The 24,633-nt window shown below is 41.7% G+C and carries 24 protein-coding genes and 1 riboswitch; of the genes, 10 read left to right on the forward strand and 14 right to left on the reverse strand.

The window, feature by feature from the left end; translation table 11 throughout:
• Window positions 1-21: 21 nt before the first annotated feature.
• Together AC1XUE_RS17570 and AC1XUE_RS17575 are read right to left on the reverse strand one after the other, a co-directional pair.
• Window positions 22-699, reverse strand: a complete 678-nt coding sequence (locus AC1XUE_RS17570) for an ABC transporter ATP-binding protein (RefSeq protein WP_483357292.1) — start codon at window positions 697-699, stop codon at window positions 22-24.
• Between the two features lie 129 nt (window positions 700-828).
• Entirely contained in the window at window positions 829-2,073 is a 1,245-nt protein-coding gene (locus tag AC1XUE_RS17575; protein ID WP_483358006.1) for an efflux RND transporter periplasmic adaptor subunit, read from the reverse strand.
• 947 nt (window positions 2,074-3,020) lie between these two features.
• Between AC1XUE_RS17575 and tnpA the strand changes: the two genes are divergently transcribed.
• The 4 genes from tnpA (at window position 3,021) to AC1XUE_RS17595 (ending at window position 7,275) form a co-directional block, all read left to right on the forward strand.
• Entirely contained in the window at window positions 3,021-3,467 is a 447-nt protein-coding gene (gene tnpA / locus AC1XUE_RS17580) for an IS200/IS605 family transposase (protein WP_483357293.1), read from the forward strand.
• Between the two features lie 5 nt (window positions 3,468-3,472).
• Entirely contained in the window at window positions 3,473-4,843 is a 1,371-nt protein-coding gene (locus tag AC1XUE_RS17585; RefSeq protein WP_483357294.1) for a sigma-54-dependent transcriptional regulator, read from the forward strand.
• 11 nt (window positions 4,844-4,854) lie between these two features.
• Complete coding sequence (locus AC1XUE_RS17590) at window positions 4,855-5,259, forward strand: lysozyme inhibitor LprI family protein (RefSeq protein ID WP_483357295.1); 405 nt, start codon at window positions 4,855-4,857, stop codon at window positions 5,257-5,259.
• A gap of 75 nt (window positions 5,260-5,334) precedes the next feature.
• On the forward strand, window positions 5,335-7,275 hold the full coding sequence (locus tag AC1XUE_RS17595; RefSeq protein ID WP_483357296.1) for a glycoside hydrolase family 127 protein: 1,941 nt from the start codon (window positions 5,335-5,337) through the stop codon (window positions 7,273-7,275).
• 84 nt (window positions 7,276-7,359) lie between these two features.
• Here the strand turns inward: AC1XUE_RS17595 and AC1XUE_RS17600 are convergent, their stop codons facing one another.
• From AC1XUE_RS17600 to thiM, 7 genes are all read right to left on the reverse strand, one after another.
• The gene (locus AC1XUE_RS17600) at window positions 7,360-8,283 is read right to left on the reverse strand and encodes an LEA type 2 family protein (RefSeq protein WP_483357297.1); all 924 of its coding nucleotides are present in this window, start codon (window positions 8,281-8,283) and stop codon (window positions 7,360-7,362) included.
• 154 nt (window positions 8,284-8,437) lie between these two features.
• Window positions 8,438-8,938, reverse strand: coding sequence for a pyridoxamine 5'-phosphate oxidase family protein (locus tag AC1XUE_RS17605; RefSeq protein WP_483357298.1), 501 nt, complete (start codon window positions 8,936-8,938; stop codon window positions 8,438-8,440).
• A gap of 126 nt (window positions 8,939-9,064) precedes the next feature.
• Window positions 9,065-9,367 carry a 2TM domain-containing protein gene (locus AC1XUE_RS17610; protein WP_483357299.1) on the reverse strand — a complete coding sequence of 101 codons (303 nt, stop codon included), beginning with the start codon at window positions 9,365-9,367 and terminating at the stop codon, window positions 9,065-9,067.
• A gap of 152 nt (window positions 9,368-9,519) precedes the next feature.
• Window positions 9,520-10,170, reverse strand: a complete 651-nt coding sequence (gene tenA, locus AC1XUE_RS17615) for a thiaminase II (protein ID WP_483357300.1) — start codon at window positions 10,168-10,170, stop codon at window positions 9,520-9,522.
• Window positions 10,167-11,000 (reverse strand): bifunctional hydroxymethylpyrimidine kinase/phosphomethylpyrimidine kinase, encoded by an 834-nt coding sequence (gene thiD / locus AC1XUE_RS17620; protein ID WP_483357301.1) that lies wholly within the window; start codon window positions 10,998-11,000, stop codon window positions 10,167-10,169. Before thiD ends, tenA begins: the two co-directional genes overlap by 4 nt.
• A gap of 12 nt (window positions 11,001-11,012) precedes the next feature.
• Window positions 11,013-11,657, reverse strand: coding sequence for a thiamine phosphate synthase (gene thiE / locus AC1XUE_RS17625; protein ID WP_483357302.1), 645 nt, complete (start codon window positions 11,655-11,657; stop codon window positions 11,013-11,015).
• Complete coding sequence (gene thiM, locus AC1XUE_RS17630; protein WP_483357303.1) at window positions 11,654-12,451, reverse strand: hydroxyethylthiazole kinase; 798 nt, start codon at window positions 12,449-12,451, stop codon at window positions 11,654-11,656. Before thiM ends, thiE begins: the two co-directional genes overlap by 4 nt.
• Window positions 12,452-12,523: 72 nt before the next feature.
• Window positions 12,524-12,619, reverse strand: a riboswitch (TPP riboswitch).
• A gap of 116 nt (window positions 12,620-12,735) precedes the next feature.
• Here thiM and hxpB point away from each other — a divergent pair.
• The 3 genes from hxpB (at window position 12,736) to AC1XUE_RS17645 (ending at window position 15,282) form a co-directional block, all read left to right on the forward strand.
• On the forward strand, window positions 12,736-13,416 hold the full coding sequence (gene hxpB / locus AC1XUE_RS17635) for a hexitol phosphatase HxpB (protein WP_483357304.1): 681 nt from the start codon (window positions 12,736-12,738) through the stop codon (window positions 13,414-13,416).
• Between the two features lie 14 nt (window positions 13,417-13,430).
• Complete coding sequence (locus AC1XUE_RS17640) at window positions 13,431-14,771, forward strand: sensor histidine kinase (protein ID WP_483357305.1); 1,341 nt, start codon at window positions 13,431-13,433, stop codon at window positions 14,769-14,771.
• Window positions 14,772-14,841: 70 nt separating this feature from the next.
• Complete coding sequence (locus AC1XUE_RS17645) at window positions 14,842-15,282, forward strand: hypothetical protein (protein ID WP_483357306.1); 441 nt, start codon at window positions 14,842-14,844, stop codon at window positions 15,280-15,282.
• Between the two features lie 62 nt (window positions 15,283-15,344).
• Here AC1XUE_RS17645 and AC1XUE_RS17650 read toward each other — a convergent pair whose 3' ends face one another.
• Window positions 15,345-17,036: an amino acid permease gene (locus tag AC1XUE_RS17650; RefSeq protein WP_483357307.1), complete on the reverse strand. Its 1,692-nt coding sequence runs from the start codon at window positions 17,034-17,036 to the stop codon at window positions 15,345-15,347.
• 267 nt (window positions 17,037-17,303) lie between these two features.
• Here AC1XUE_RS17650 and AC1XUE_RS17655 point away from each other — a divergent pair, with 267 nt between their 5' ends.
• The 3 genes from AC1XUE_RS17655 (at window position 17,304) to AC1XUE_RS17665 (ending at window position 20,519) form a co-directional block, all read left to right on the forward strand.
• Window positions 17,304-18,083, forward strand: a complete 780-nt coding sequence (locus AC1XUE_RS17655) for a phosphatidylinositol-specific phospholipase C/glycerophosphodiester phosphodiesterase family protein (RefSeq protein ID WP_483357308.1) — start codon at window positions 17,304-17,306, stop codon at window positions 18,081-18,083.
• Window positions 18,084-18,144: 61 nt separating this feature from the next.
• Window positions 18,145-19,473 (forward strand): ethanolamine permease, encoded by a 1,329-nt coding sequence (eat, locus tag AC1XUE_RS17660; protein ID WP_483357309.1) that lies wholly within the window; start codon window positions 18,145-18,147, stop codon window positions 19,471-19,473.
• A 320-nt stretch (window positions 19,474-19,793) separates the two neighbouring features.
• Complete coding sequence (locus tag AC1XUE_RS17665) at window positions 19,794-20,519, forward strand: LytR/AlgR family response regulator transcription factor (protein WP_483357310.1); 726 nt, start codon at window positions 19,794-19,796, stop codon at window positions 20,517-20,519.
• Here AC1XUE_RS17665 and AC1XUE_RS17670 read toward each other — a convergent pair whose 3' ends face one another.
• The 4 genes from AC1XUE_RS17670 to AC1XUE_RS17685 form a co-directional block, all read right to left on the reverse strand.
• A complete protein-coding gene (locus tag AC1XUE_RS17670; RefSeq protein ID WP_483357311.1) occupies window positions 20,520-21,797 on the reverse strand; it encodes an exo-beta-N-acetylmuramidase NamZ family protein in 1,278 nt (425 codons plus the stop codon).
• A gap of 104 nt (window positions 21,798-21,901) precedes the next feature.
• Window positions 21,902-22,951 carry a PA0069 family radical SAM protein gene (locus AC1XUE_RS17675; RefSeq protein ID WP_483357312.1) on the reverse strand — a complete coding sequence of 350 codons (1,050 nt, stop codon included), beginning with the start codon at window positions 22,949-22,951 and terminating at the stop codon, window positions 21,902-21,904.
• A 199-nt stretch (window positions 22,952-23,150) separates the two neighbouring features.
• On the reverse strand, window positions 23,151-24,221 hold the full coding sequence (locus AC1XUE_RS17680) for a M42 family metallopeptidase (protein WP_483357313.1): 1,071 nt from the start codon (window positions 24,219-24,221) through the stop codon (window positions 23,151-23,153).
• A 79-nt stretch (window positions 24,222-24,300) separates the two neighbouring features.
• Window positions 24,301-24,624, reverse strand: a complete 324-nt coding sequence (locus tag AC1XUE_RS17685; protein WP_483357314.1) for a hypothetical protein — start codon at window positions 24,622-24,624, stop codon at window positions 24,301-24,303.
• Window positions 24,625-24,633 lie beyond the last annotated feature (9 nt).

A 24,633-nucleotide genomic window follows, 5' to 3' on the forward strand; every position in this document is an offset into this window, starting at 1 on the left:
TCTGTGACTGACTCGTTGTCTTTAAACATGTACTTTCTCCGTCACTATTTTCCCGTCAAACAGGTTCACAATTCGGTGTGCGAAACCAGCATCATAAGGCGAGTGCGTTACCATCAGAATCGTCGTTCCGGCATTGTTTAACTGGCTTAGCAAATTCATTACTTCCTCTCCGTTTTTAGAATCAAGGTTACCTGTAGGCTCATCGGCAAGGATGGTTTTGGGATTTGCAACTACCGCTCTGGCAATGGCAGTACGCTGCTGTTGCCCACCTGAAAGTTGCTGTGGAAAGTGGTTACGACGGTGCATCATATTCATGCGCGTCAAGGCTGCTTCCACCTTTTCCTTCCGTTCTGCAGGTGGCGTTTTCAGGTACAGCAATGGCAGCTCCACGTTTTCATATACCGTAAGTTCGTCGATCAGGTTAAAGCTCTGGAAAACGAAACCAATATTTCCCTTTCTGATCTGTGCACGTTGCCGCTCGGACATTTTCGCCACTTCCGTTCCGTAAAATTCATATGACCCTTCACTCGGATTATCAAGTAGTCCGAGGATATTCAGCAAAGTGGACTTTCCGCAACCGGAAGGGCCCATGATAGCTACAAATTCGCCATCCTTTACTTCCATATCAATGCCGTTAAGAGCAGTAGTTTCGACTTCCTCCGTGGAGAAAACCTTATGCATGTTGGTAATTTTGATCATTTGTGTAGTATGTTATTACTTTATCTTTTTACTGCAATTGGCGCTCTGAGTTACGCAAAGTACGCAAGACAAAAATTGAACTTAAAAAGTCGTTGTAACCATTGCGATTGATGTTGGCTAAACGCTTTATCAAAACTCTAAAACCTCATTATCTCCGAAATTCTCATACGAGCTGGTAATCACTTTCTCACCTGGTTTCAATCCATCCAGCACTTCGAAATATTCTGGATTTTTACGTCCGAGGGTGATTTTACGTTTTGCTGCACGTTTTCCATCAGCATTTACCACATAAACCCAGTTTCCACCAGTTTCTGAGAAGAAGCCGCCAACTGGCAATAGTGTGGCCTGTGATGGCTGACCCAGCTGTAGACGTATCGGTGCCGATTGACCTCTTTTGATCAGTTCAGGTGCTTTATCGAATTCCATATCTACTTCGAATCGGCCACTTTTTACTTCAGGATATATCTTAATGATCTTCAATCCGTATGACTTACCATTAAAATCCATGGTTCCCGTCAACCCTGCAAAGATTCTGGAAATATAGTGTTCATCGACGCCCACACGCATTTTAAAGCCATTTAAGTCGTCAATCTGCCCTATATTTTGTCCTTGATTGATATTCGATCCTACTTCTACATTCATCGAAGATAACAATCCTGAAACCGGTGCTTTTACTGAAAGATTTTCCAATGTCTGCTTCCATAAGTTCACATTTTTCTGAGTGCTTGCAAGCGTTCCTTCCAATTGCGCGATCTGCATTTTAGCATTTTCTTCCTGGTATTTCTGAGATTCGATTTCGATTTCCCTCTGTTTTACCAATCTTTCGTAATCACGTTTAGTTTTTAGATAATCCGCATCAGGAATCACTTTATCCTTATACAGCTTCGTATTACGATCGTGCGCATCTTTTGCCTGATCAATTTGGAAGTCGAGTTCACTCAAAGATTTTTGCAGATTGAATCGTGCAATTTTCAAACTCTGACGCGTGTTCTGAAGATCATTTACTAGTCTGCTCGCCTCTGTTTCTGATTGCAAAAAGCTGAGTTTAAGATTTTGATTTTCAAGTCTCAGCAAAACTTCGCCTTGCTTCACCATATTACCTCCCTCGATCAACTTTTCAGTTACATAACCCCCAACAATCGCATCCAGCTGAATGGTTTTAAGCGGCTGAACTACCCCCGTAACCACAATAAATTCATCAAACTTACCTTGAGAAACAGATGAAATGGTGAGTTTATCCTGCTCCACATTCAGTTTGCTTCTTTTATCAGAAAAGAAAAACTGGTAAGCCAAAAAGCTCACAAGCAAAACTCCACCTGCAATAAGAGTGATACGCTTTGTGGTCCAGAATTTCTTCGGTTTAATCTTATCCATTGTTGATGATCCGCCTGTAAATCCATTTTCGGGGCTTGGCGCGTTAGGTGTCTTTACTTCCATTATTTCGATGTAATATAAGTCGTATCTGAACCAGAATTCTGATAATGGTTTTCAATCACTATGCCACCAAATTAAATAAGAAATAAAAACTTGTCATTCAACACCTTACCATATTTATCAATTTAGAAATTTGTTCATTATCGGACATATCTGTGCATGTACGGACATTGATATTATTCGCTCAAATAACGTTCAACCCCGCCGGGGTTGGAGGTATTCATCGCCAAACCATTCCCCGGGTTTTCACCCAGGGCTATTCATATTTGATCCCTCTGGGATCATACATGGACAGATAGTTCTGGAAAAGAAGTCCGGAAAACAATTAGATTAAACAACGTTCAACCCCGCCGGGGTTGCGGGTATTCGTCGCCAAACCATTCCCTGGGTTTTCACACAGGGCTATTCATATTTGATCCCTCTGGGATCATACATAAGCAGACGTTCAGAGAAATAAACCCGCGGGACTTCAATCGAATAACGCCGGGTAAACCCAGGGCAGCAAGCATCAACTCCACATCTCTAGGCAACTCTTATGGGTTGAAGATCCTCCTATTACGAAGATTTAATCCATACAATGTATTTTTATATAATGTTCAACCATCGGAGGTTACCTGAATTATTTGTTAATACCTTATCATACCGGATTGTATTGGGCGACATTCATATTTGATCCCGATGAGATCAGGCATGGCCGGATAGTTCTGGAAAAGAAGTCCGGAGGACTTCAATACGAATAACGCCGGGTGAAACCCGGTGCCCGGACAAATGCGCACAGCGCTGCACATCCCCGGAAGGGGTTGAACATCACATATAGAACGTTACATTTTACTGAGACTCAGTCAAACTTCGAAATCGGAAAGTAATTTTCATCTCTAACATACACCATGAACACCTACACACAAATTCTTTATCAAATCGTTTTCAGCACCAAAAACCGGGAACCTGTCCTGACAGAAGACAACCGCCCCCTACTCTTCAAATATATTTACGGATTGCTAAAAAATAAAAATTGCCATCTTTATCGTTTAAATGGCGTGGAGAATCACATTCATATCCTGACGGATCTTCATCCTTCCGTTTCTTTGTCTTCTCTTGTGAAGGATATCAAGATCGGAACTTTATTATACATCAAAGGAAATAACCTCTTTCCGGAATTTACCCACTGGCAGGAAGGATATGGTGCCTTTACTTATTCAGTAAAGGAAAAAGATGTACTAATAGAATATATTAAAAATCAGGTAGAACACCACAAAAAGCTTACTTTTAGGGACGAATTTATAGCCATGTTAAATGAACACCGTATAGTGTTCGACGAAAAATATCTAATTTAAAAACCATGCAATTATCAGAAGCCAAAATCCTCATCATAGACGACGATGTAGACGTATTGAGCGCTGCCAAACTTTTACTGAAACGCCATGCGAAATCAGTAGATATTGAAAAGAACCCGCAAAAGTTGCCTTTTTTGGTTACAAACGGAGACTACAACCTCATTTTGCTGGATATGAATTTCACGCGCGATGTCAACAGCGGAAGGGAAGGATTTCATTGGCTCGACCGCATTCTGGATATTAATCCGAAGATGAAGGTAATTATGATTACTGCTTACGGAGATATCGAAATGGCAATCAGAGCAATCAAATCAGGAGCAACGGATTTTGTACTGAAACCATGGGAAAATGAAAAATTATTGGCTACCATTTCAGCGGCACTATTAGTCAACAATGCTGCGGGTGCAGGAATTTTATCAGAGGAAAAACCCAAAGAAGAAACTAAAAAAGCAAAGACAGCTAATGACACCATCATCGCCACCAGCGATGCCATGAAACAAGTACTTTTTACAGCTGAGCGTGTGGCAGGAACAGATGCCAACGTTATCATTCTTGGAGAAAACGGAACAGGGAAAACGCAGTTAGCCCGACACGTTCATCAGCATTCTCAACGAGCAGATAAACCTTTTGTTACTGTAGATTTGGGAGCATTGAGCGAAAGTCTTTTTGAAAGCGAACTGTTCGGGCATGTCAAGGGAGCATTCACAGACGCTAAAGAAGACCGCGCAGGCAGGTTCGAAGAAGCAAAAGGAGGAACCATTTTTCTCGATGAAATAGGAAATCTGAGCTTACCATTGCAAGCGAAGTTACTCACGGTAATTCAGGAAAGAAAAGTGACACGTGTGGGTTCGAATAAAACGATAGCACTGGATGTCCGACTCATTTGCGCAACCAACATGAATATTGAAAAAATGGTACAGGAGAAGTCTTTTCGACAGGATTTACTATACCGAATCAATACTATTGAACTGGATTTACCGCCACTTCGGGAAAGACACGAAGACATTTCGGTACTTGCAGATTTCTATCTGAAGCAGTTCAGCAAGAAATATAACAGGCCCGTGAATGACATCAGCAACGCACTGATCAAAAAAATGCAACAATATAACTGGCCTGGTAACATTCGTGAACTACAGCATGCGATAGAAAGAGCTGTAATTTTATCCCAGGAAAAAACACTACAACCGGATGATCTTTTCCTGAAAAGCGCCGCCGGCCCGGCTGCCACAGCTACCGGATTTGATCTCGAAAACATGGAGAAAACCTTGATTATAAAGGCTATGAAACGATTTAATGGTAATATTACTGATGCAGCAAGGGAATTGGGACTAAGCCGTGCAGCACTGTACAGACGTATGGAAAAATACGGATTATAACTCCTACAATCATGAAATACATTATCTTGATTTTACTGTTTGCTTCAATAACAAGTATCACATTTGCACAGACTCAGTCTCAAATGAATCTCGAAGCCGATGTGAATTATAAAAAGGCTGATCAAGCACTTAACTCCACTTACCAAAAGGTGTTGAAGGAGCATGCCGCAAATAAACTTTTTATCAAAAATCTGAAACAGTCTCAACGTATATGGATTCAATTCAGGGATGCAGAAATGCTTACCAAATATCCCCTTAGCAAAACAGACCCTTCTGCTTACGGCAGTGCTCATCCAATGTGCCGGGCATTATATCTTACAGAACTTACAAAAGAACGTACGGAAAAGCTGCAGGTATGGCTTACTAAGTTTGAAGAAGGAGATGTTTGTAGCGGTTCATTCGGGCTGAGCCGCTAACAATTATTCACAAAGGCATAATTTTTTCATTTTGGAATTGTTTTCAAGTCTGTATTCACTGCAAACCATTCCAAGATGAATAAATATTTCATTGTAATAATTCTTTTTTTTAATGCTCAACTCCTTTCAGCACAAGACAATAAACCCTCTCCCGTTGCTTTAAAAAATGTCAAAACAAAGCAGGGATTCTGGCATCAGCGTATTGAAAGTGCACGGACTACCACCATACCTCACGTACTGCATGAGATCGAAACATCCGGCAGGATAAACAATTTTGCTGTAGCAGGAGGACTAAAAAAAGGGGTTTTCGAAGGAGCACGTTTCAATGACTCTGATGTATTCAAAACCGTGGAAGGAGCTGCTTATGTTCTCCAGAATCAATATGACCCTAAGCTAGATAAGTATCTGGACAGCCTAATAGTACTCTTTGCTGCCGCGCAGGAACCAGACGGATATCTCTACACCATACGTACCATCAACAAAGACACGACAGGCTCATACGACTGGATCGCCGGCCCAACCCGGTACTCGTTTGAAAACGGAAGCCACGAACTCTACAATGTGGGGCATCTTTATGAAGCAGCCGTTGCACACTACGAAGCAACCGGCAAAAAATCACTATTGGATATCGCAACCAAAAATGCAGATCACCTTGTCAGAACATTTGGAACAAAGGCTGGTCAATTAATTGTAGTTCCGGGTCACGAAGAAACGGAAACTGCGCTGATACGCTTGTACCGGACTACAGGTAAAAAAGAGTATTACGACCTGGCAAAGTTTTTCATAGACATGCGTGGCCGCTCTGATAAACGTCCTTTATTCCTGGATGAACATAAATTAGGACCAAGCTATTTTCAGGATCAAATACCTGTTGTAAGACAAAAAGAAGCGGTCGGTCATGCTGTACGTGCGCAATATTTATATGCTGCGATCACAGATATGTTGATTGAAAAGGAAGATCCGGCTTACCAGGAAGCAATTCATCATATTTGGGAAGATGCCACTTATAAAAAGCAATACATCACTGGTGGCGTGGGGGCGCGTGAAGATGGAGAAGCATTCGATAAGCCGTATCTGCTTCCTAATGATAACGCTTATGCTGAAACATGTTCGGCCATAGCCAACATGCTTTGGAATCACAAAATGTATCTGTATACGGGTGAAGCCAAATATATGGATGTATTTGAACGCGTTTTATATAACGGTTTTCTTGGCGGGATGTCGGTAAAAGGCGATCAGTTCTTTTATGTAAATCCCATGGCTTCAGATGGCAAAAATGATTTCGGGAAAGGCGCTGGTGCACAGCGACAGCCCTTCTTTGGAACTGCCTGCTGTCCTACCAATGTAGCCCGGTTTTTACCACAGGTGCCTGCCTTTATATATGCTAAAAGAGGAAATGAGCTCATTGTTAATTTGTTCGCAGACAGCGAGACTGAATTTAACCTGGAAAACAACAAGGTGAAACTTTCTCAGCAAACCAATTACCCTTGGGAAGGCAATATTCAACTAACCGTATCACCGGAAAAGCAACAAGAATTTCCTGTAGCTATCCGTATTCCCGGTTGGGCAACAGGGCAAGCTATCCCCGGAGATTTATATACTTATAGATCTGCAAAAATGAAACCGGTTAGCATTACAATAAATGGTAAGATGGTACAAGTAAGCACCGAAAATGGCTATGCGACTATTACGCGTAAGTGGAAAAAAGGAGATGCTGTGAAAGTGGTGTTAGATATGCCCGTCCGCCAGGTAGTTTCTAACGAAAACATAAAAGACAATAATGGCAAAGTTGCTATCGAAAGGGGGCCCGTTTTATATTGTGCAGAGGGGCACGACAATCAGGGAAAAGCAAATTCAATAATTGTCAAAGCTGAACAACAATTTACTCCTCAACTTGAAACTAACCTGTTAGGAGGTGTCACCACATTAAGCTCAGAACAAATCAAGCTGATTCCATTCTATGCCTGGGCAAACCGTGGAGCGAATGAAATGACGGTTTGGTTTAACACGAAATAAATAGCTGTTACTCGCCACGGATCGCACACCTGTTACAAATTGCATTAGTCAATACAGGAAAGGCAGCGATCCGTGGCAGAAACATCAATTACCAAGATTTTTCTTTACTGTCTGCATATCCTTCAGCTCTCCGTTCACGACCACATTCACGTCGCTGTCTTTAAATATATCATTCTCAGACGCCAATACACTTTTGAAATATAATGTAAATGGAAGATCGGTACCATTGACGAGGATCTGACCAGCTGCCTTCAAAACCTTACCCATATCTATTGTAAGCGGTATTTCATAGATCTCGCTGCTTTTCGCTTTAACCTTGGTAAAGCCCTTTACACTTCCTTCTGCGAGCCGTTTTTGTTTCCCAAGATCCACTACATAGGATGGATTTTTAAACTCAATAGGAAAACTATTTCTGTTGCTGAATTTCAACTGCAATACCAGTTCCGACTTTGTTAATCTAAATTTCTCTATGTCATAACCCGCCACTTCCACTTTTGGCAATTGCCACAATGGAAGTCGTTTATTCACTGATAATGCAATACTATCCTTTCCCAGAATCGGCTTTTTCAGATGAAATACAGTTTCGAAATGATAATTGGCACTATCTTCACCTTTGACAGTCGCAGCATCGCCGATCTCAGATATGTTTTTGATTTTGAGCTGGGCAGGAAGTTCTATGGCGCTGCTGTCCTGAGCTTTTAGAGCCAAAGGCTTTTCATAATTATTCTCGACAATTTTCTTGTCGTTCATGGTAACGAAATAATCAAATCCATCTAAATCAAATCCTACAGGCAGCGGATTGTGGATAAGCAAGTTCAGTTTTACATCTACAGTACTATCAGTAATGTTACTAACCTGGCCAATACCTAATTCAACTTTGGGCTTCAAACCTGAAACAGGATTTTCATTTTCACCTGTATACTTCATGAAAAGAAACCAACCACCGGCTGTTACAGCTATTATTAAAAGGATGATCAGCGAGATTTTGACCGGTCTTGATGCGCCCATGTAGATTCAGGTTTGTAATGTATGTTAGCTTACAGTCATTTCAAAAACCATTCCCACAAGGAATATTTATCCACTATAGTACTCGTAAATCCATAAAAAAAACAGCCAGACTGAATTTAATTTCAAACTGGCTGCTGGTAAATCAGAAAATAACCTACGATAAATTTAATTTGCCATGATCGCCGCCGTCCGGTGTAGTGCCTGTCACGGCTGCCTTAAGCATGGAGAAAAATACAACCATACGCGACGAATTGCTATCCCAGTAAGCCGCTTCATCTGTCGTAACTTTTAGAAGTACTAAATTAGGATCATCCTTACCACCAGGAAACCAGGCTTTTGTCATAGGATTCCATAGTTCCTCTTTCTTTTTCTCATCATGCACTAACGACGCCTGTCCTGCTACACTCAGGTAACTATTGTTTTTGGGATCGGCATAAATCAACGTTACGCTTTCTCCCCAGTTTGTCTCCTTCCCTATATCCGTGTTTCTACTCGTGAAAAACCATACATTTCCGGCATCATCTATGTCGAGCGTAGTCATTGGTCTGGAATCTATCCTTCCGTTTCCGAAGGTAGTATACATACAAAATCTTATATCTTCACCCAGTGATTTTAGTTTCTTGATAGCATCTGTATCCCTCAGGTCCTTTTCCATAATGATTTGTTTTTGTTTGTGATTCGGATATGTATGCTAAAACAACTGTTCCAAAACCTGAATGACGGGTCAAAAAACAGGCAGATAGCGAGCTGCTGTCTGCCTGCTAAGATCGGTTTAAAATATCTATTGCTGCTCTCTCAACAGCTTTTCATATTCCTTTTTCGCCATATCTACTTCATTGGTATGACCATAAGCTGATAAGTAATGGGAAACCAAACCAATTCCCCAACCAAACATCGGCCATATAGGCCAGGGGTAAGCCCGATGCGTCCAATTATCCCAGTTTGTCAGGAGACTGTTACCGCTCGTAAGAAAATAAATCAACCACAAACCGCCGATCACTAGTGAATAGGTACGGAGGTGCACTTTAAAAGCAGCACGGTGTTTGGCTTTTTTCCAAAGGAATTCATTACGGGGAGTTTCCATTTTTTCTGCTATTTTGAATGAGTCGATTGCTATTGATGTCGTCTTTTTAACAACAATTCAAAAGTAAAATACACGTGAAAAAGAAACCAATCAATATGGACAGACTCACAATTTAATCGGATGAAATTTCAGATTAGATAGATGAACTGTTCCTAAACCGGCCATTGTTCAAGCCTGTAAGCGCTATCCCAGAATACGTACTCTAAGCGCGATGCAGTTATATAAGCATTTTGCATCTTTTTTCTCACCTCGTGTGAAGCATTTTCAGCTATTCGATCACAAATTGTTATCGCCTTTTCAACGGATATAGCAAACTCCTCTCCTGCATAGGCATCAATCCAGTTTTGGTAAACATTAGGCTTCGACTGATTCAGGTAGATATAATCTCCAACCTTTTTATAAATCCAGAAGCAAGGCAAAAGTGCTGCTACCGCAACCTCATAGCTTTCAAATGCACTGGCAGACAAAAGGTAATTGGTATAGGCAAAGCAACCCGGCATTTTTACGTTATCGTGACTGATTTCGTATTCCTTAAAATAACTGATATGCAAAGCCCGCTCGACCAGAATGGCATTCTGTGCAAATTCCAGAAAATCCAGCAATTCCTGGCTATTGCCTGCTTTCGTACCGGCAGTGGCCAAAGCACGAGCAAATTCAGCGAGATAAAGTGAATCCTGGAAAATGTAGTATTTAAATTTCTCTACCGGTAGCGTACCTGCTTTCAATTCCTGATTAAAAGGATGATCTTCTATTTCCTGGTAAATTGGCAAAGCTGCTTCCCACATCTCATCTGTGAATTTCATGACCTTACTTGCATTTTAGTGGGTGAATAAGTATGATTTAATGGCCCTGCCCCACTTCCGGTTGTTATGTTTTTACCAGCTTCAATTGCTCCTGCAACATATATCCTGGCATGTTCGACTGCATTTTTAAGCTCCAATCCTAAAGCCATAAAGGATGCGATCGCAGCCGACAAAGTGCAGCCTGTTCCATGCACATTTTTACTTTCAATATAATTGCTTTGCAAGGTTAGCGTTTCCTGCTGATCTAGCGCCAGTACATCATATAGCACCGGACCAACCAGATGCCCTCCTTTCAAAAGAACTGATTTACAACCTTTTGCAATCATTTGAGCAGAAGCCTCGATCATTTCCTCTACAGATTTGATTTGATGACCGGTTAAAATCTCAGCCTCATCCAGATTGGGTGTGATCAGATCTACAATGGGGAATAATTCTGTCCAGAGAATCTCTATAGTTTGCTCCTGAATTAACCTGGCACCACTCGTCGACACCATCACCGGATCAAAAACTACAAAAGCAGGCTTATACCGTTGCAGTATCCTCGCAACGACCCGAGCCACTTCCACAGTGTTGATCATTCCGATTTTGACGGCATCTATGGTAATGTCTTCAAAAATTGCATCCAGCTGCTGCTCGAGAAATTCCGGGGGAACCGGATGAATCCCTCTGACCCCCAAAGTGTTTTGCGCCGTAAGAGCGGTTATGGCAGAGGTACCATAAGCCCCCAGAGCAGCAATGGTTTTGAGATCGGCTTGTATTCCGGCTCCTCCACCACTATCTGAACCAGCTATGGTCAATACAGTAGGATATCTAGTTATTTCTGTGGTCATTTTGGGAAAATATTAAGATTGTGTACTTGCGATGACAAGCTTCCTTAAGGTTTGTGCTGCCTCAAAAGGTGATGCAGCACTGCATATAGCCGAAATAACTGCAATGCCTTTTGCTCCCTCTGTAATAGCTTGTTTGGCATTTATTTTATTCAGTCCGCCTATCACTACAATCGGATGATTGGTATTGTCATGGATCCATCTGAGCCCATCCATTCCCCACGGCGCTTCGGTATCTGTTTTGGATGGTGTTGAGAAAAGCGGACTTGCAGCGATATATGACGGCTTCCACTCCTCAGCCTGAACAACCTGCTCTTTAATCTCCACAGACAGCCCTGTAATTGCATCTGATGGAAGCAAATCCTTCAGTATCGTAAACGGCATATCGCTTTGCCCGACATGTACGCCGTCGGCATGAATGGCAAGTGCCACATCTACGCTGTCGTTGATGATCAGCGGAACGCCGTAAGGGTCCAGAATATCTTTCAATTTTTTACCTTTCTCAATAAAGGCGCGTGTACCAAGTGCCTTTTCTCTAAGCTGTACCATCGTGACACCACCTTTCACAGCTTGCTCTACGACCCAAAAGAAATCCCTCCCAAGACAAGCCCTCTCATCTGTGACAAGATAGAGCTGCAGTTGTTTTTCGAGCTCTGTCATTGTCTGATCTTTGCCATTTGATCCAGCTGTTCACTGCTGATGTCGGCCAATGCATCCAGAAATGCTATCTGAAAAGACCCTGGCAATTTCGCTTTCTTAAAGGCAATTTCTCCGCATGTACCCATGGTAGACGCCGCAGCTACAGCTGCAAAAAAACTATCTTTATGCACTGCAGCAAATGCTCCGGCAATAGCTGACGCTGAACAACCCATTCCGGTAATACGGGTCATCAGGGGTACTCCATTATCCACAAAAGCCACCTCAGAACCACGCACGATCACATCTGTAGCGCCGCTTACGCTCACTACGGATCCGTATTGCTTGCTTAATGCCGTAGCCGCTTGGATACTATCTGTCGAATTCGCTGTACTATCTACGCCTTTTGTTTTCAGGTTAGATCCTGCAAGTGCCAATATTTCAGAAGCATTACCACGGATAATAGTCGGACTTGCCGTTTCAAGTAATTGTGATAAAACCCTATTGCGATATGATGTTGCTCCCGCGCCAACAGGGTCAAGAATAATCGGTTTGCCGAGCTCTGCAGCTTTTCTCATAGCCAGCTTCATTCCTTCCACCCATTGCGGTGACAGTGTCCCGATGTTAACAACCAATGCCCCGGCGATTGAAACCATTTCCTCGACTTCCTCTACAGCATGTGCCATCACCGGTGACGCTCCCACAGCAAGTAAAGCGTTAGCGGTAAAATTCATAACAACGAAATTCGTTATATTGTGTACAAGCGGAACCTGAGTCTGTACGGCGGACAAGCCTTTGCCTGGTTTTTCCATGATCATGTCGTTATAAGTTTAAAAAACGAATGGAGCAATACAGTAAGGAGCCGAAAACGGATAGGAAAGATCATTAAGGGATCTTCATGCGCTTTTTCCTACGACAGCCTCAACTGTATCAGGTTCGAAGGGTATAAATCTCAGTCCATAAATAGGACACCCCTAAAGCCATTCTTAACTGCGAAAGTAGTAGTTTTGATTATAATAGCCGATTAAAATTCATGAGATAGATCTTTTTGACTATTTTTTGGCTGCAATCGCGTAAAATTTCTAATCTTAAACCCATATTAATGCAAAACATTAAAGCTGCAATTTTTGACATGGACGGTCTGCTGATTGACTCCGAGCCTATATGGGCGGATGCGGCACGTGAAGTAATGGAAAAGGTTAACTTTAAACTTACACACGAACTAAAACTCCAGACGACCGGTCTGTCTATCAAACTTTTCCTGGAATTTTGCTATAAAATTCAGCCGTGGCATACACCTTCATTTGAAGAACTTGAACAAGAAATTCTGGAGCATGCACATAAAAACATCCTTGCAAATGCTGTAGCTATGCCGGGCGCAATTGAACTCATAAAAAAACTGAAAGCATTGAATTTACGCCTTGCTGTGGCGTCAGCTTCGCATATGGAACTGATCGAAGGCGTATTAAAAAGACTCAAAATCATTGATTATTTTGAATTATGGCATTCTGGTGAATTGGAAGAATTTACCAAACCTCACCCTGCCGTATATCTCACTACTGCAGCAAAACTTGGATTGAAGCCAGAAGAATGTATTGCCTTTGAAGATTCACACGCAGGCCTGCGATCGGCACATGCAGCAGGCATGACCACTATATCGGTACCTGCGATGGAAGTATACGAACATCCGAAGTTTGATCTGGCTCATTATAAAATACCATCGCTGAACGATTATATTTTTGAAGAAATGTGTGGTCAGCCAGTAAGCATCATTAACGATTAACGTGCTTGAAATCAATGATCGGACTTCGACACTTTAGTTTTGTGATAGGGATACGTATCATCCTGATCATTTTAAGTGTATTGGTGGTTATATGGCTTGGTTCATTACAGACCAACGTAGTCCTGATCTATATTTTGGGTGGCGTATTCATCGCAGCTCAGGGGTCTTTGCTATACCGCTACGTCACGAACGTCAACAGAAAGCTCACCTACTTTCTGGAATCCGTCCGGTACTCTGACTTCACGATTAACTTCCGCCATGACAACAAAATGGGCAGAACGTTTCAGGAGCTCAATCAGCAATTCAATGAGGTACTTGATGCGTTCCGGCAGGCAAGAGCGGAAAAGGAGGCAAACCTGCAATATCTGAATACCATTGTGCAGCATATCGGAACTGGACTTATCACATTTGACAGTTCCGGGCAGGTAAGTTTAATAAATAATGCAGCATTACGCATGCTGAATATTTACCGTTTACACCAGTTAAGTGAATTAAAAGATAAACATCCGCGACTATATGAATTGCTGTCTAACCTGACTTCAGGCGTGAGAGAGCTTTATCGCACTCCTTCCGACCAACCGCTGGCTCTTCAGGGTGCTTCAATTCAACTGCGCGGCAAATGGGTTCGCATTGTCGTTCTTCAAAATATCCAAACAGAACTACAACAACAGGAAGTGGAATCCTGGCAAAATCTTACGCGGGTTCTCCGACATGAAATCATGAATTCCATGACTCCGATTGTGTCACTTGTAGGAACCATGAGGCTAATCGTGAACGAGGATATAGAACGATCTACAACTGACCAGGAAGCTGTCAATGATTTAAAAGAAGCGCTGCAAACCCTTGAAAAACGGAGCAAGGGAATGATGCAGTTCGTAAATGCATACCGCGACTTTACCACACTCCCCAAACCCGTATTTGCCATAATCAGCGTAACTGAACTGTTGCAGGAAGTTGTTCAGCTCTTACAAACAGATCTTACCGCAAATGGTGTGCTATGGCAACTCACTGTGAAGCCGGAAAACCTGAATTTCAAAGTTGATACCGGACAAATACAGCAAGTACTGATTAATCTTATCAAAAACGCTTCTGAATCCTTTTCGTCCCAGACGGACAGACTCATTACCCTCAACGCTTATCAGTCCGACAACTTGACATTTATTGAAGTCAGAGACAATGGCGATGGCATTGAACCGGAAGCAATTGAAAACATATTTATCCCTTTTTATACGACAAAAAAAACGGGGTCAGGTATCGGTCTCAGCCTGTCGAGACAAATATTGCAACAACATAATGGACAGTTGAATGTGACATCCGAAGTGGGTAAAGGAACTGTTTTCACGTTGATGATTTAAAATGTTACTATTCAGATCATTTTATTGCAACCATTTGACCAGCTTTCCTGTCTTCCAAAAAACGACAAAGATGAAGACACTGATATTGAGTTCTCTGGTGGCCTTTATGGCATGCCAAAGCGCAGGAATCGATAAGAAATCGTCAGAGATACATTTGAAGGAAACAGTATCTTTAAACAATGTACCAAAGGCATCTCTTACTTTTTTCGATGTGCATGACAGCCGTTGCCCGGAAGGGGTGAATTGTATATGGGCAGGAAATGCAAGCGTAGACCTACTTCTGGAGGGTGTCAATACGGAAGGTAAATTGACGGAGCATGTAAATATGTGTATAGGCGACTGCCGTTCACAATCCGGAACAGGATCTTTCAGGCAAGCTGATACGCTGGATCATGAATTCGCCGGACAACGGTACAGGTTCATTCTCGAGAGTGTGAATCCACATAAAAAAGTGGATAGTACTTTCACCAAGGATAAATATTCTATTTCTCTCAAAATCGAGAAGCGATAAACAAAAAAAGGGCAAATCCGGTTGACCCGGAACTTTGCCCTTTTCGTAATCACAGTATATCATCAATTTCCCGCCAGCTTACTTCTTTTATATCCGTAGCTGAAGTAGATTACCAGACCAATCGCCAGCCAGATTACGAATATAAACCAGTTGGATGCTCCCAGTTCCGTCATTAAATACAGATTTGTGAGAATACCCATAACGGGTAAAACTGAGAAATTGAATTTAAAACTCATCACAGATAATACCGCCCAGGTAATCCAGAAAATGATTGTCAGCAGCTTATGCTCAAGAATTTCCGCCACCGAAAGCGCCTGCCATTCTGCTATCACTTCCTGACCATAAAATGCCAATCCCAGTATAGCGGCAACAAAGCCAATACCTACAATGAACTTTCCATTGATGTAGGGCACCCGGAATTTGGAACGTGCAGAAATGCCGGTATGATCCAGGTAGAGAACACCGCCGCAAACAAGAATGAATGCAAAGAATGTCCCTACACTTGTCAGATCCACAAAGAAATCCATTTTGAAAAACAGCGCAGGCACCCCTACTACAAATCCGGTAACAATTGTGGCAAATGAAGGAGTCTGATACTTAGGGTGAATGGTTGCAAATTTCTTCCAAAGCAATCCATCACGGCTCATTGTCATCCATATACGTGGCTGACCTAGCTGATATACAAGCAATGCACTGGTAATGGCGATCACAGAGCTCACCGATATAATTCCTGCCATAAAGTCCAGATCATTCTTTTGAAAAACAAAAGATAAAGGATCGCTGACTTTCAGTTCCTTATAATTGACCATTCCAGTCAGTACAAGTGTAATCAATACATACAATACTGTACAGATAATAAGACAGTAAATCATTGCCTTAGGCATATCCTGCTGTGGATTTTTACACTCTTCGGCGGTCGTAGATATCGAGTCAAAACCAATAAAAGCAAAGAAGACAGCAGCAACACCACTGAGTACACCTTTCACGCCATTGGGTGCAAAAGGTGTCCAGTTATCAGGCTTTACGTAAAACGCACCTGCACAAATTACCAAGAGGACTACACCGATTTTCAGGATTACCATAATATTACTGGCTGTACGCGATTCTCTGATACCTACATACACCAATGCTGTTACCAAAAGAGTAACTAATCCGGCTGGTAAATTCATCAAAATAGCGATATCCCCGATTTTAGGGGCAGTGGCATAGGCATTGGCAGCCATTTGTTCGTAAGTACTCAAAGAAGCCATTCCAGAAATCTGCATTTTTTCAAAAGCTTCACCTGCCGCAGATGGATTGACTGTAAGCCAACCTGGAAGTGTGATCCCAAATCCTTTGAGCATACTTACAAAGTACTCAGACCAGGAAATGGCCACTACCATATTCGACACGGCATATTCGAGAATCAAAGCCCATCCGATGATCCAGGCAAACAATTCTCCGAATGCCACATATGCATATGTGTAAGCACTCCCTGAAACAGGGACCGTGCTCGCAAACTGCGCGTAGGAAAGTGCCGTAAATACACAGGCAATGGCTGTGAAGATAAACAAAAGCGAGACCGCCGGACCACCGTTGTAGCTTGCAAGTCCGATAGTACTGAAAATACCTGCTCCAACAATCGCAGCTATACCCAATGAAACCAGATCTCTCACACCGAGAATACGTGCCAAGCCGCCATTCTCTCCATCATGCGCATCCTTTAATATCTGATCAACTGTTTTTTTACGAAATAGAGAAGTGTTTTTTTCCATTCAGGATTAAAAGTTAGGTAAGCACCGCTATTGAATGCGGCTGCGAAAATAAGCATATTCTTCAATGATAAAGGCATGGGGTACCAATATGTTTGAATATCAACATATTGTCAATATAAAATTTTAATTTAAACAATCCATTCAATATTTTATTCCGATGTTTTACATTTTAATATACTTGTCACTTTTAGAACACTCATACTTCCTTAATCTGTCGTAAAGGTTTATATTTACGCAGTCCTTATCCCCAAACATTAACAGCCATTCATGAAAAGTATCCTCTCTTCTATTTTCCTGATTTGCTCGGGTTTCAGCTTTGGCCAGACCATAACTCAATACACCACCGCTCAAGCACATTCCCATAACGATTACGAACAACTCACACCATTTAAAGCAGCATACAAGCAGCAATTTGGTTCAGTTGAAGCTGATCTTTTCCTTGTTAATGATTCATTGTACGCGGCACACAACCGTGAAGATATCAAACCTGAAAGAACTTTTTCCAAACTATACCTCAATCCCATACTCCAGGAAATCAAGAATAACAACGGACAAATTTATTCTCAGAAAGATCTTACTCTTCAGTTACTGATTGATCTGAAAACGTCGGCAGACGAAACACTCACTGCTCTCGTAAAAATCCTTAAACCTCACGAAGCTATCCTGGCACCCAAGGGGCCGGTAAAAATTGTGGTAAGCGGCAATACACCACCACCGGAAGCATTCATCAAACATCCAAGCTTCATTTTTTTTGACGGGCGTCCCGAAGTCCAGTATACCTCCCATCAGCTGTCACGCATAGGACTGGTCAGTCAGGCTTTTCAAAAGTATTCCAAATGGAACGGTGAAGGAGAGTTGCCTGAAAAAGACAAAAAGGCACTTATGAAAGTGATTGACCAGGTTCATAATCAAGGCAAAAAAATCAGGTTTTGGGCTACTCCTGACAACATTCATACCTGGAAGACCATGATGAATCTCAAAGTAGACTATCTCAATACAGATAAAGTAGTACAGATGGGAGACTACCTGCGTACCGCTCCCAGGTAGGACTTTCAATCCTTTTTCGCGTATTAGACTAGTATCGTAAATCCACTCTATTCCAGCTGATATGTCATCACCGTCCAATACTTCGCTTAAAAAAGTGCTAAAACCAATTCATGTTTGGGCTATAGCAGTGGGGTTGGTGATATCTGGTGAATATTTTGGCTGGAACTATGGTTGGGGCGTGTCTGGTACCATTGGTTTCCTGATCGCGACGCTGCTGGTCACTGTCATGTATATTACTTTCATTTTTAGCTTTACTGAACTCACCACATCCATTCCACAGGCGGGAGGTCCTTTTGCATATTCTTTCCGTGCTTTTGGCTGGTGGGGTGGATTTATTGCAGGTTACGCTACGCTGGTAGAGTTTTTAATCACTCCTCCGGCTATTGCTTTTGCACTGGGAAGTTATACCAATTTCCTCTATCCTTCCTTGTCCGTATTGCAGGTTGCATTCTCATGTTACGTGATATTCATAGGTATCAATCTTCTCGGTATTAAAGAATCTGCCACATTTTCATTATTTGTAACCATCCTCGCTGTAGCTGAACTGCTCGTATATATCGGGATCATTGCTCCACATTTTTCAATGCAAACCTATATAACCGATCCCATGCCTTTCGGTTGGCAGGGCATATTTGCAGCATTGCCTTTCGCTATATGGTTTTATCTTGCAATAGAAGGAGTCGCTATGGTAGCGGAGGAAGTCGAAGACCCTAAAAAAACAATTTCTAAGGGATACATTTATGGTATTCTCACACTCGTGCTGTTGGCACTAGCCGTAATGATCTTCACCGGAGGAGTAGTACATTGGTCAAAGCTCAGTAATATTGACTATCCTTTACCCGCCGTCCTTGGACACATACTCGGAAGAGATTCCGGACTCACTCATATCTTCGCTAGCCTGGGACTCTTCGGACTTATCGCATCATTTCACGGAACTATCATTGGTTATTCAAGGCAAATTTTTGCTTTGGCCCGAAGTGGTTATTTGCCTCCATTTCTCGGAACTGTGAACTCTCGTTATCAAACGCCACACTGGGCATTAATTGTGGGTGGAATAATCGGCTGTATTGCTTTAAGCATTGGAAATACTAATCAGGTTATTATACTGGCAGCACTGGGCGCTGTGGTTATGTATATGATAAGTATGGTAGCCCTGCTCGTTCTAAGAAAAAAAGAGCCTGACTTGGAACGTCCTTTCGAAGTTCCCTTCTATCCTGTTTTCCCAATATTAGCACTGATATTATCCTCCGTCTGCCTCGTGGCGATTATTTACTACCACTTCGACCTCAGCTTATGGTTTTTTGCCGGTTTTGCTGTACTTGCTATAGGCTTCATGACTTTGGGTAAACATAAATCTGAACCCGGTAAAGCTATTGATAAGCACCCCTGATTCCTGGAAGGTCTATTTGGATTTTCGATCATTATAGTAGAAATATCTTCTGTAGCATACCGGAATATTTTCAACCTTATGGCCAGACGTTTTCAAAAAATATTAATAATATTCGAATATTTTACTAAACAATAAATAGTTAATCCAGCTTTCAGATCAGATTCTTTCGTGGTAACAAAAAAATTAGGACAAAAAAATCTTACTTTGTAAATCCTTCGTATGTCTCTTTGATAGAAACTGATCTACTTAGTTTTACAGAAGAATAAGAATTATTTTAGTCTTCAATATTTGAAGACTAATCTTCACTAGTAAGTATTGAAATGAACATATTGATTGTTGAAGACGAGCACATCATTGCGAAGCATTTACAATTTACCCTCAGCAGTTTTGGATATGAGGCAAAAGATGTAGCTACCAATTACCATAATGCAATTGAACTGCTGCAAAAAAATGTATATCACCTCGCTTTACTCGACATCAACCTGAATGGCTATCAAACTGGAATTGATGTAGGAGAGTACATTAAAGATCATCTTGATATTCCATTTTTGTATCTGACCAGTCATGATGACATGGCTATCGTGAATGCTGCACTCAATACATCACCATACGCATTTCTCAACAAACCATTTCAAAAAATTGCAGTTTACACAGCTGTGAATCTAGCATTGAAAGGGTTTAGAAAAAGGGAGTCGCAAGACGACGGAGAAGATGAAGACAGCACTGTGATCAAAGACGCACTCTTTATCAAAGAAAAGCACATGTTCACCAAAATTCTTCTTGCAGACCTTCTTTATATACGAAGCGACGATAACTATCTGGAACTTCACACTAAAAAGAAAAAATATACTATCCGTGAAACCATGAAGAATATGATTGGACAGTTACCCGCAAACCTGTTTCTTCGTGTTCACAAGTCGTACATTATCAACCTTAATGCAATTACAGGTATCAACTATGTCAACGTAATCATTGAGGATCTGGAAATACCTATTACAACAGATAGCCGTAATGAATTGATGAGCAGAATTAAAACCTTCTCCTGATCACGGATACAGAAGATATTTTTTTCGCATTGATTTAAAATCCGATAATCCAGGTTCCCAGCTCTTCCGGATTTCATCTTCCGAGGTACCTGCTATAATCTGCTTTCTGAGATTCTCTGTACCAACAAGCTTATCAAAGTCGCCCATTTGTTTGCTCTGGCTTCTGTCAAAGAATTTTTCCTTATCCGGGTAGGCATTATAAAGTTCGATAATCCAGGCCAAATTTAATTGTTGGCTTTTTCTCAACAACCCAATATCGTACTTCCGCAAATCCAGGCCATAGCATTCCTGATTCTGATGCAATGGTGTCTCAGCCATACCTTTGATACTCTTTGGAGTAAAACTGAACTTATACTTCTGTTTCAGCAACGGAGAACCTAAAACAGTAAATGGCATATACGTCCCTCTACCCTGACTCAGAACTGTACCTTCAAAAAAACAGATATGCGGATAAAGCATCACAGACTGCTGCGTATTGAGATTTGGGGAAGGCATCACAGGTAATACATATGACATATCATGAGCATAATCAGCAACCTTAATAATCCTCAGTTGACACTTCATCTTGTTGGTCAGCCACCCTTCTCCGTTAATCATCTGGGCGAATTCTGCTATGGTCAGACCGTGACTGATTGGTATTCGGTACATTCCAATACCTGAACGAAGGTGATCCTCCAATATAGGCCCGTCGATCAGATACCCATTAGGATTAGGTCTATCCAAAATCACCATTTCCTTCCCGGTTTCAGCACAGGATTCCATTACATGTCCCAGGGTATTGATATACGTATAAAATCGCGCACCTACATCCTGCATATCAAAGACGATCAAATCCAACTTTTCCATTTGCTCCCTGGTTGGCCGCTTCAATTTCCCATACAATGAAATAGCGGGAATACCAGTTTTCGGATCCTTACTATCACTCACCTTGTCGCCTGCGCTCGCAGTTCCACGAAAACCATGCTCTGGACCAAAAATAGTAACTACATTTATACCCAGCGAAACCAGACTGTCAACCAAAGGAACTTTACCAATAATGGAAGTTTGGTTCACAACTACTCCCACACGTTTCCCATTAAGATAATTGATGTACTCGGAGGTACGATCGGCACCCGTCATAATGGCTCGTACATTTGCGTCATTTGTACGCTGCTCCATACCGACAGAGTCTGTTTGTATGATTGCTGCATTTTTGTTCGATGACGAACTGCTCACACAATTCAAATGTAACACACTGCAAATTGCTGCGAATCCCAGCGTAAAGATATATCTGTTCATATTCGGCGAATCAATGTTGTTTTCGACGGGATCATTGTAACGATATTACAAACAGCAATCTACCAATTGCCGCAATCTGATCCAAATGGTCAGAATCATAACCATCAGAACAACTTCATTTGCCCGCCTTTTATAAATTGGGATGTATCCAGATCAGGCAGATCTTTATCTCCGAAATATTTACGACAGGCAAAATTATGCAACTGCCTGATGTGCTCAGCATAATGCCCTTCCCCACTCATTCTTAATCCGAAGCGAGAGTCGTTCAACTTGCCGCCGTGACATGCAGCAATCTGATTCAGCACTTTTTCTGCACGGTCAGGAAAATGATGATGAACCCATTCTTTGAACAAAGTGGCGATGGCGCCGTTAAGCCTGACAACCGTATAGCCTGCCCAAACCGCTCCGTTTTCAGCCGCAGACTGAATAATGGCTGGAATTTCATGATCATTTAATCCGGGAATAATGGGCGCACTCATGATGCCCATCGGCACTCCCGCTTCATGTAATGTACGTACAACCTGCAATCTACGTTTTGCAGTGACCGTGCGCGGTTCGAGTTTATGCCTTAAATCCTCATTCAGAGAAGTAATAGAAACAGCGGCATGTACCAGATTCAGCCTGGCCATTTTTTCAAGGATATCGATATCCCGTAGAATGAGCGAGTTCTTAGTAAGAATGGTAACCGGATTTCTATATTTCAGACAAATCTCTAAAAGCTTCCGTGTAAGTTGAAATTTCTTTTCTGCAGGCTGATAACAATCCGTGTTGCCAGAGAACATAATGCTGGTCGGCTTCCAATTCCTGGAATGAAATAATTTCTCCAAAAGCTCAGGAGCATTCCTTTTCACAACAATTTTAGTCTCAAAATCAAGACCGGCTGAGAACCCCCAGTATTCGTGTGAGTTTCTTGCGTAACAATAAATGCAGCCATGTTCACACCCCCTGTAAGGATTGATGGAGTTATAATTTCTCAGATCAGGGCTATCAGAAACACTTAACAGTTTTTTAGAATCTTCCATGATAAACTGTGTCTTCGGATTCACTTCCTGCTCTTCCCACTGCTGCCAATCTTCTGAAGTATACTCAGTTTCCAGTTTTTGAAACCTATTGTGCGAATTGATTCCTGCACCTCTCCCTCTTGGTCTGTCCATATTTCCGTGCGCTGAAGTTCCCCATCCATTATGATACCAAAAATAACAATTTTAAATTTATTTTAGATATCTAAAATAACAATTGGTGAAAATAATAAGTTAATAAACTGACTTACAGAATATTTAACCCATTATAAAAAAAAAGCCTGACCAAGCGTAGTGCTTAACCAGGTTTTTCATTTATTAACTTCAAAAACAACTATTTGATGTATCTGAAATCTTCGTTCCCTTTTAAAGAAAGCAATGTATCGTATATGAGTTGAATAACATTTTGTACGTCATCCTTGTGTACCATTTCAACAGTTGTATGCATATATTTCAAAGGAAGTGAAATAAGAGCTGAAGCTATTCCTTCTGTTGAATAAGCAAAAGAATCGGTATCAGTTCCTGTTGAGCGGCTCACCGCCTGGCGCTGGAAGGAAATTTTCTTTTCTTCAGCGATTTGCTCCAGCATGGCACGTACATTATTCTGAACAGCCGGACCATAACAGATGACAGGTCCACCACCACTTTTCAGATCTCCCTGCTCCTTTTTGTTATACATGGGCGACTGCGTATCGTGAGTTACATCCGTCACAATAGCAAGATCCGGTTTAAGTCTGCGGGCAATCATTTCCGCTCCTCTCAATCCGATTTCCTCCTGCACTGCATTGACTACATAAAGTGTAAACGGAAGTTTTACATTATTTTCGTGCAGTTTTCTTGCCACCTCTGCAATCATAAAACCACCCATGCGATTATCCAATGCGCGTCCCACATAGTATTTTCCATTCAACTCATCCAGTCCGTCTGCAAAAGTAGCCACAGTTCCTACATGAATACCCATTTCCAGTACTTCGTCCTTTTTAGAAGCACCGACATCAATAAACAATTCGTGTACCTTGGGAACCTGGTCTTTTGCTACCTCACGGACGTGAATTGCAGGCCATCCAAATACGCCTTTTACTACGCCTTTTGCCGTATGCAGATTCACCCGCATGGAAGGAGCAATCGCGGCATCAGATCCTCCGTTACGACGAACATGGATATATCCATCCTCAGAAATGTAATTGACAAACCACGAAATCTCATCAGAATGTGCTTCAATCACTACTTTGTAATCCTGGCCCGGACCGATAACACCCACCGCGGTTCCATAAACATCCACGATATGCTCTTCAATATATGGCCTGATGTAATCCAGCCAAATCTGCTGCCCTGTAGACTCGAAACCAGTCGGGGAAGCATTATTCAAATACTTATAAAGGAATTCTGTGCTTTGATCTGACATGCTATTATAAATTGATCTTAAAATTCTTGATTGTAATATATCTCTTCTAACTACTTTAACTTCTTAACTACTTTTCTTTTCAAACATACTTCAAAAAGGCCCATATACCTCGCTTCGAAAGGTAAGTAAGATCTTTTTCGTGACGGTAAGCCTCCTGTTCAAATGAGATATGCATATAGGCCAAGTAATGAACCCGGTGTTGTAACAGTCTCACAAGATATTCAGCAAAATACCATATATAAAAGAGAAGAAGCCCCATTTCCAGCTGCTGCCTCAGATGAATATATTCATGATTAAGCAATGTAATACCAGGACGCTCTCTTTTCAACAAAATGAAAGGAAAAATCGCCATGGCCTCCACCCAAAGAAATGAAGTATGCAACAGAAAACCTTTGAATCTCATGTAATCTTC

The organism is Dyadobacter sp. HNCC25DJ187 (assembly GCF_056895255.1).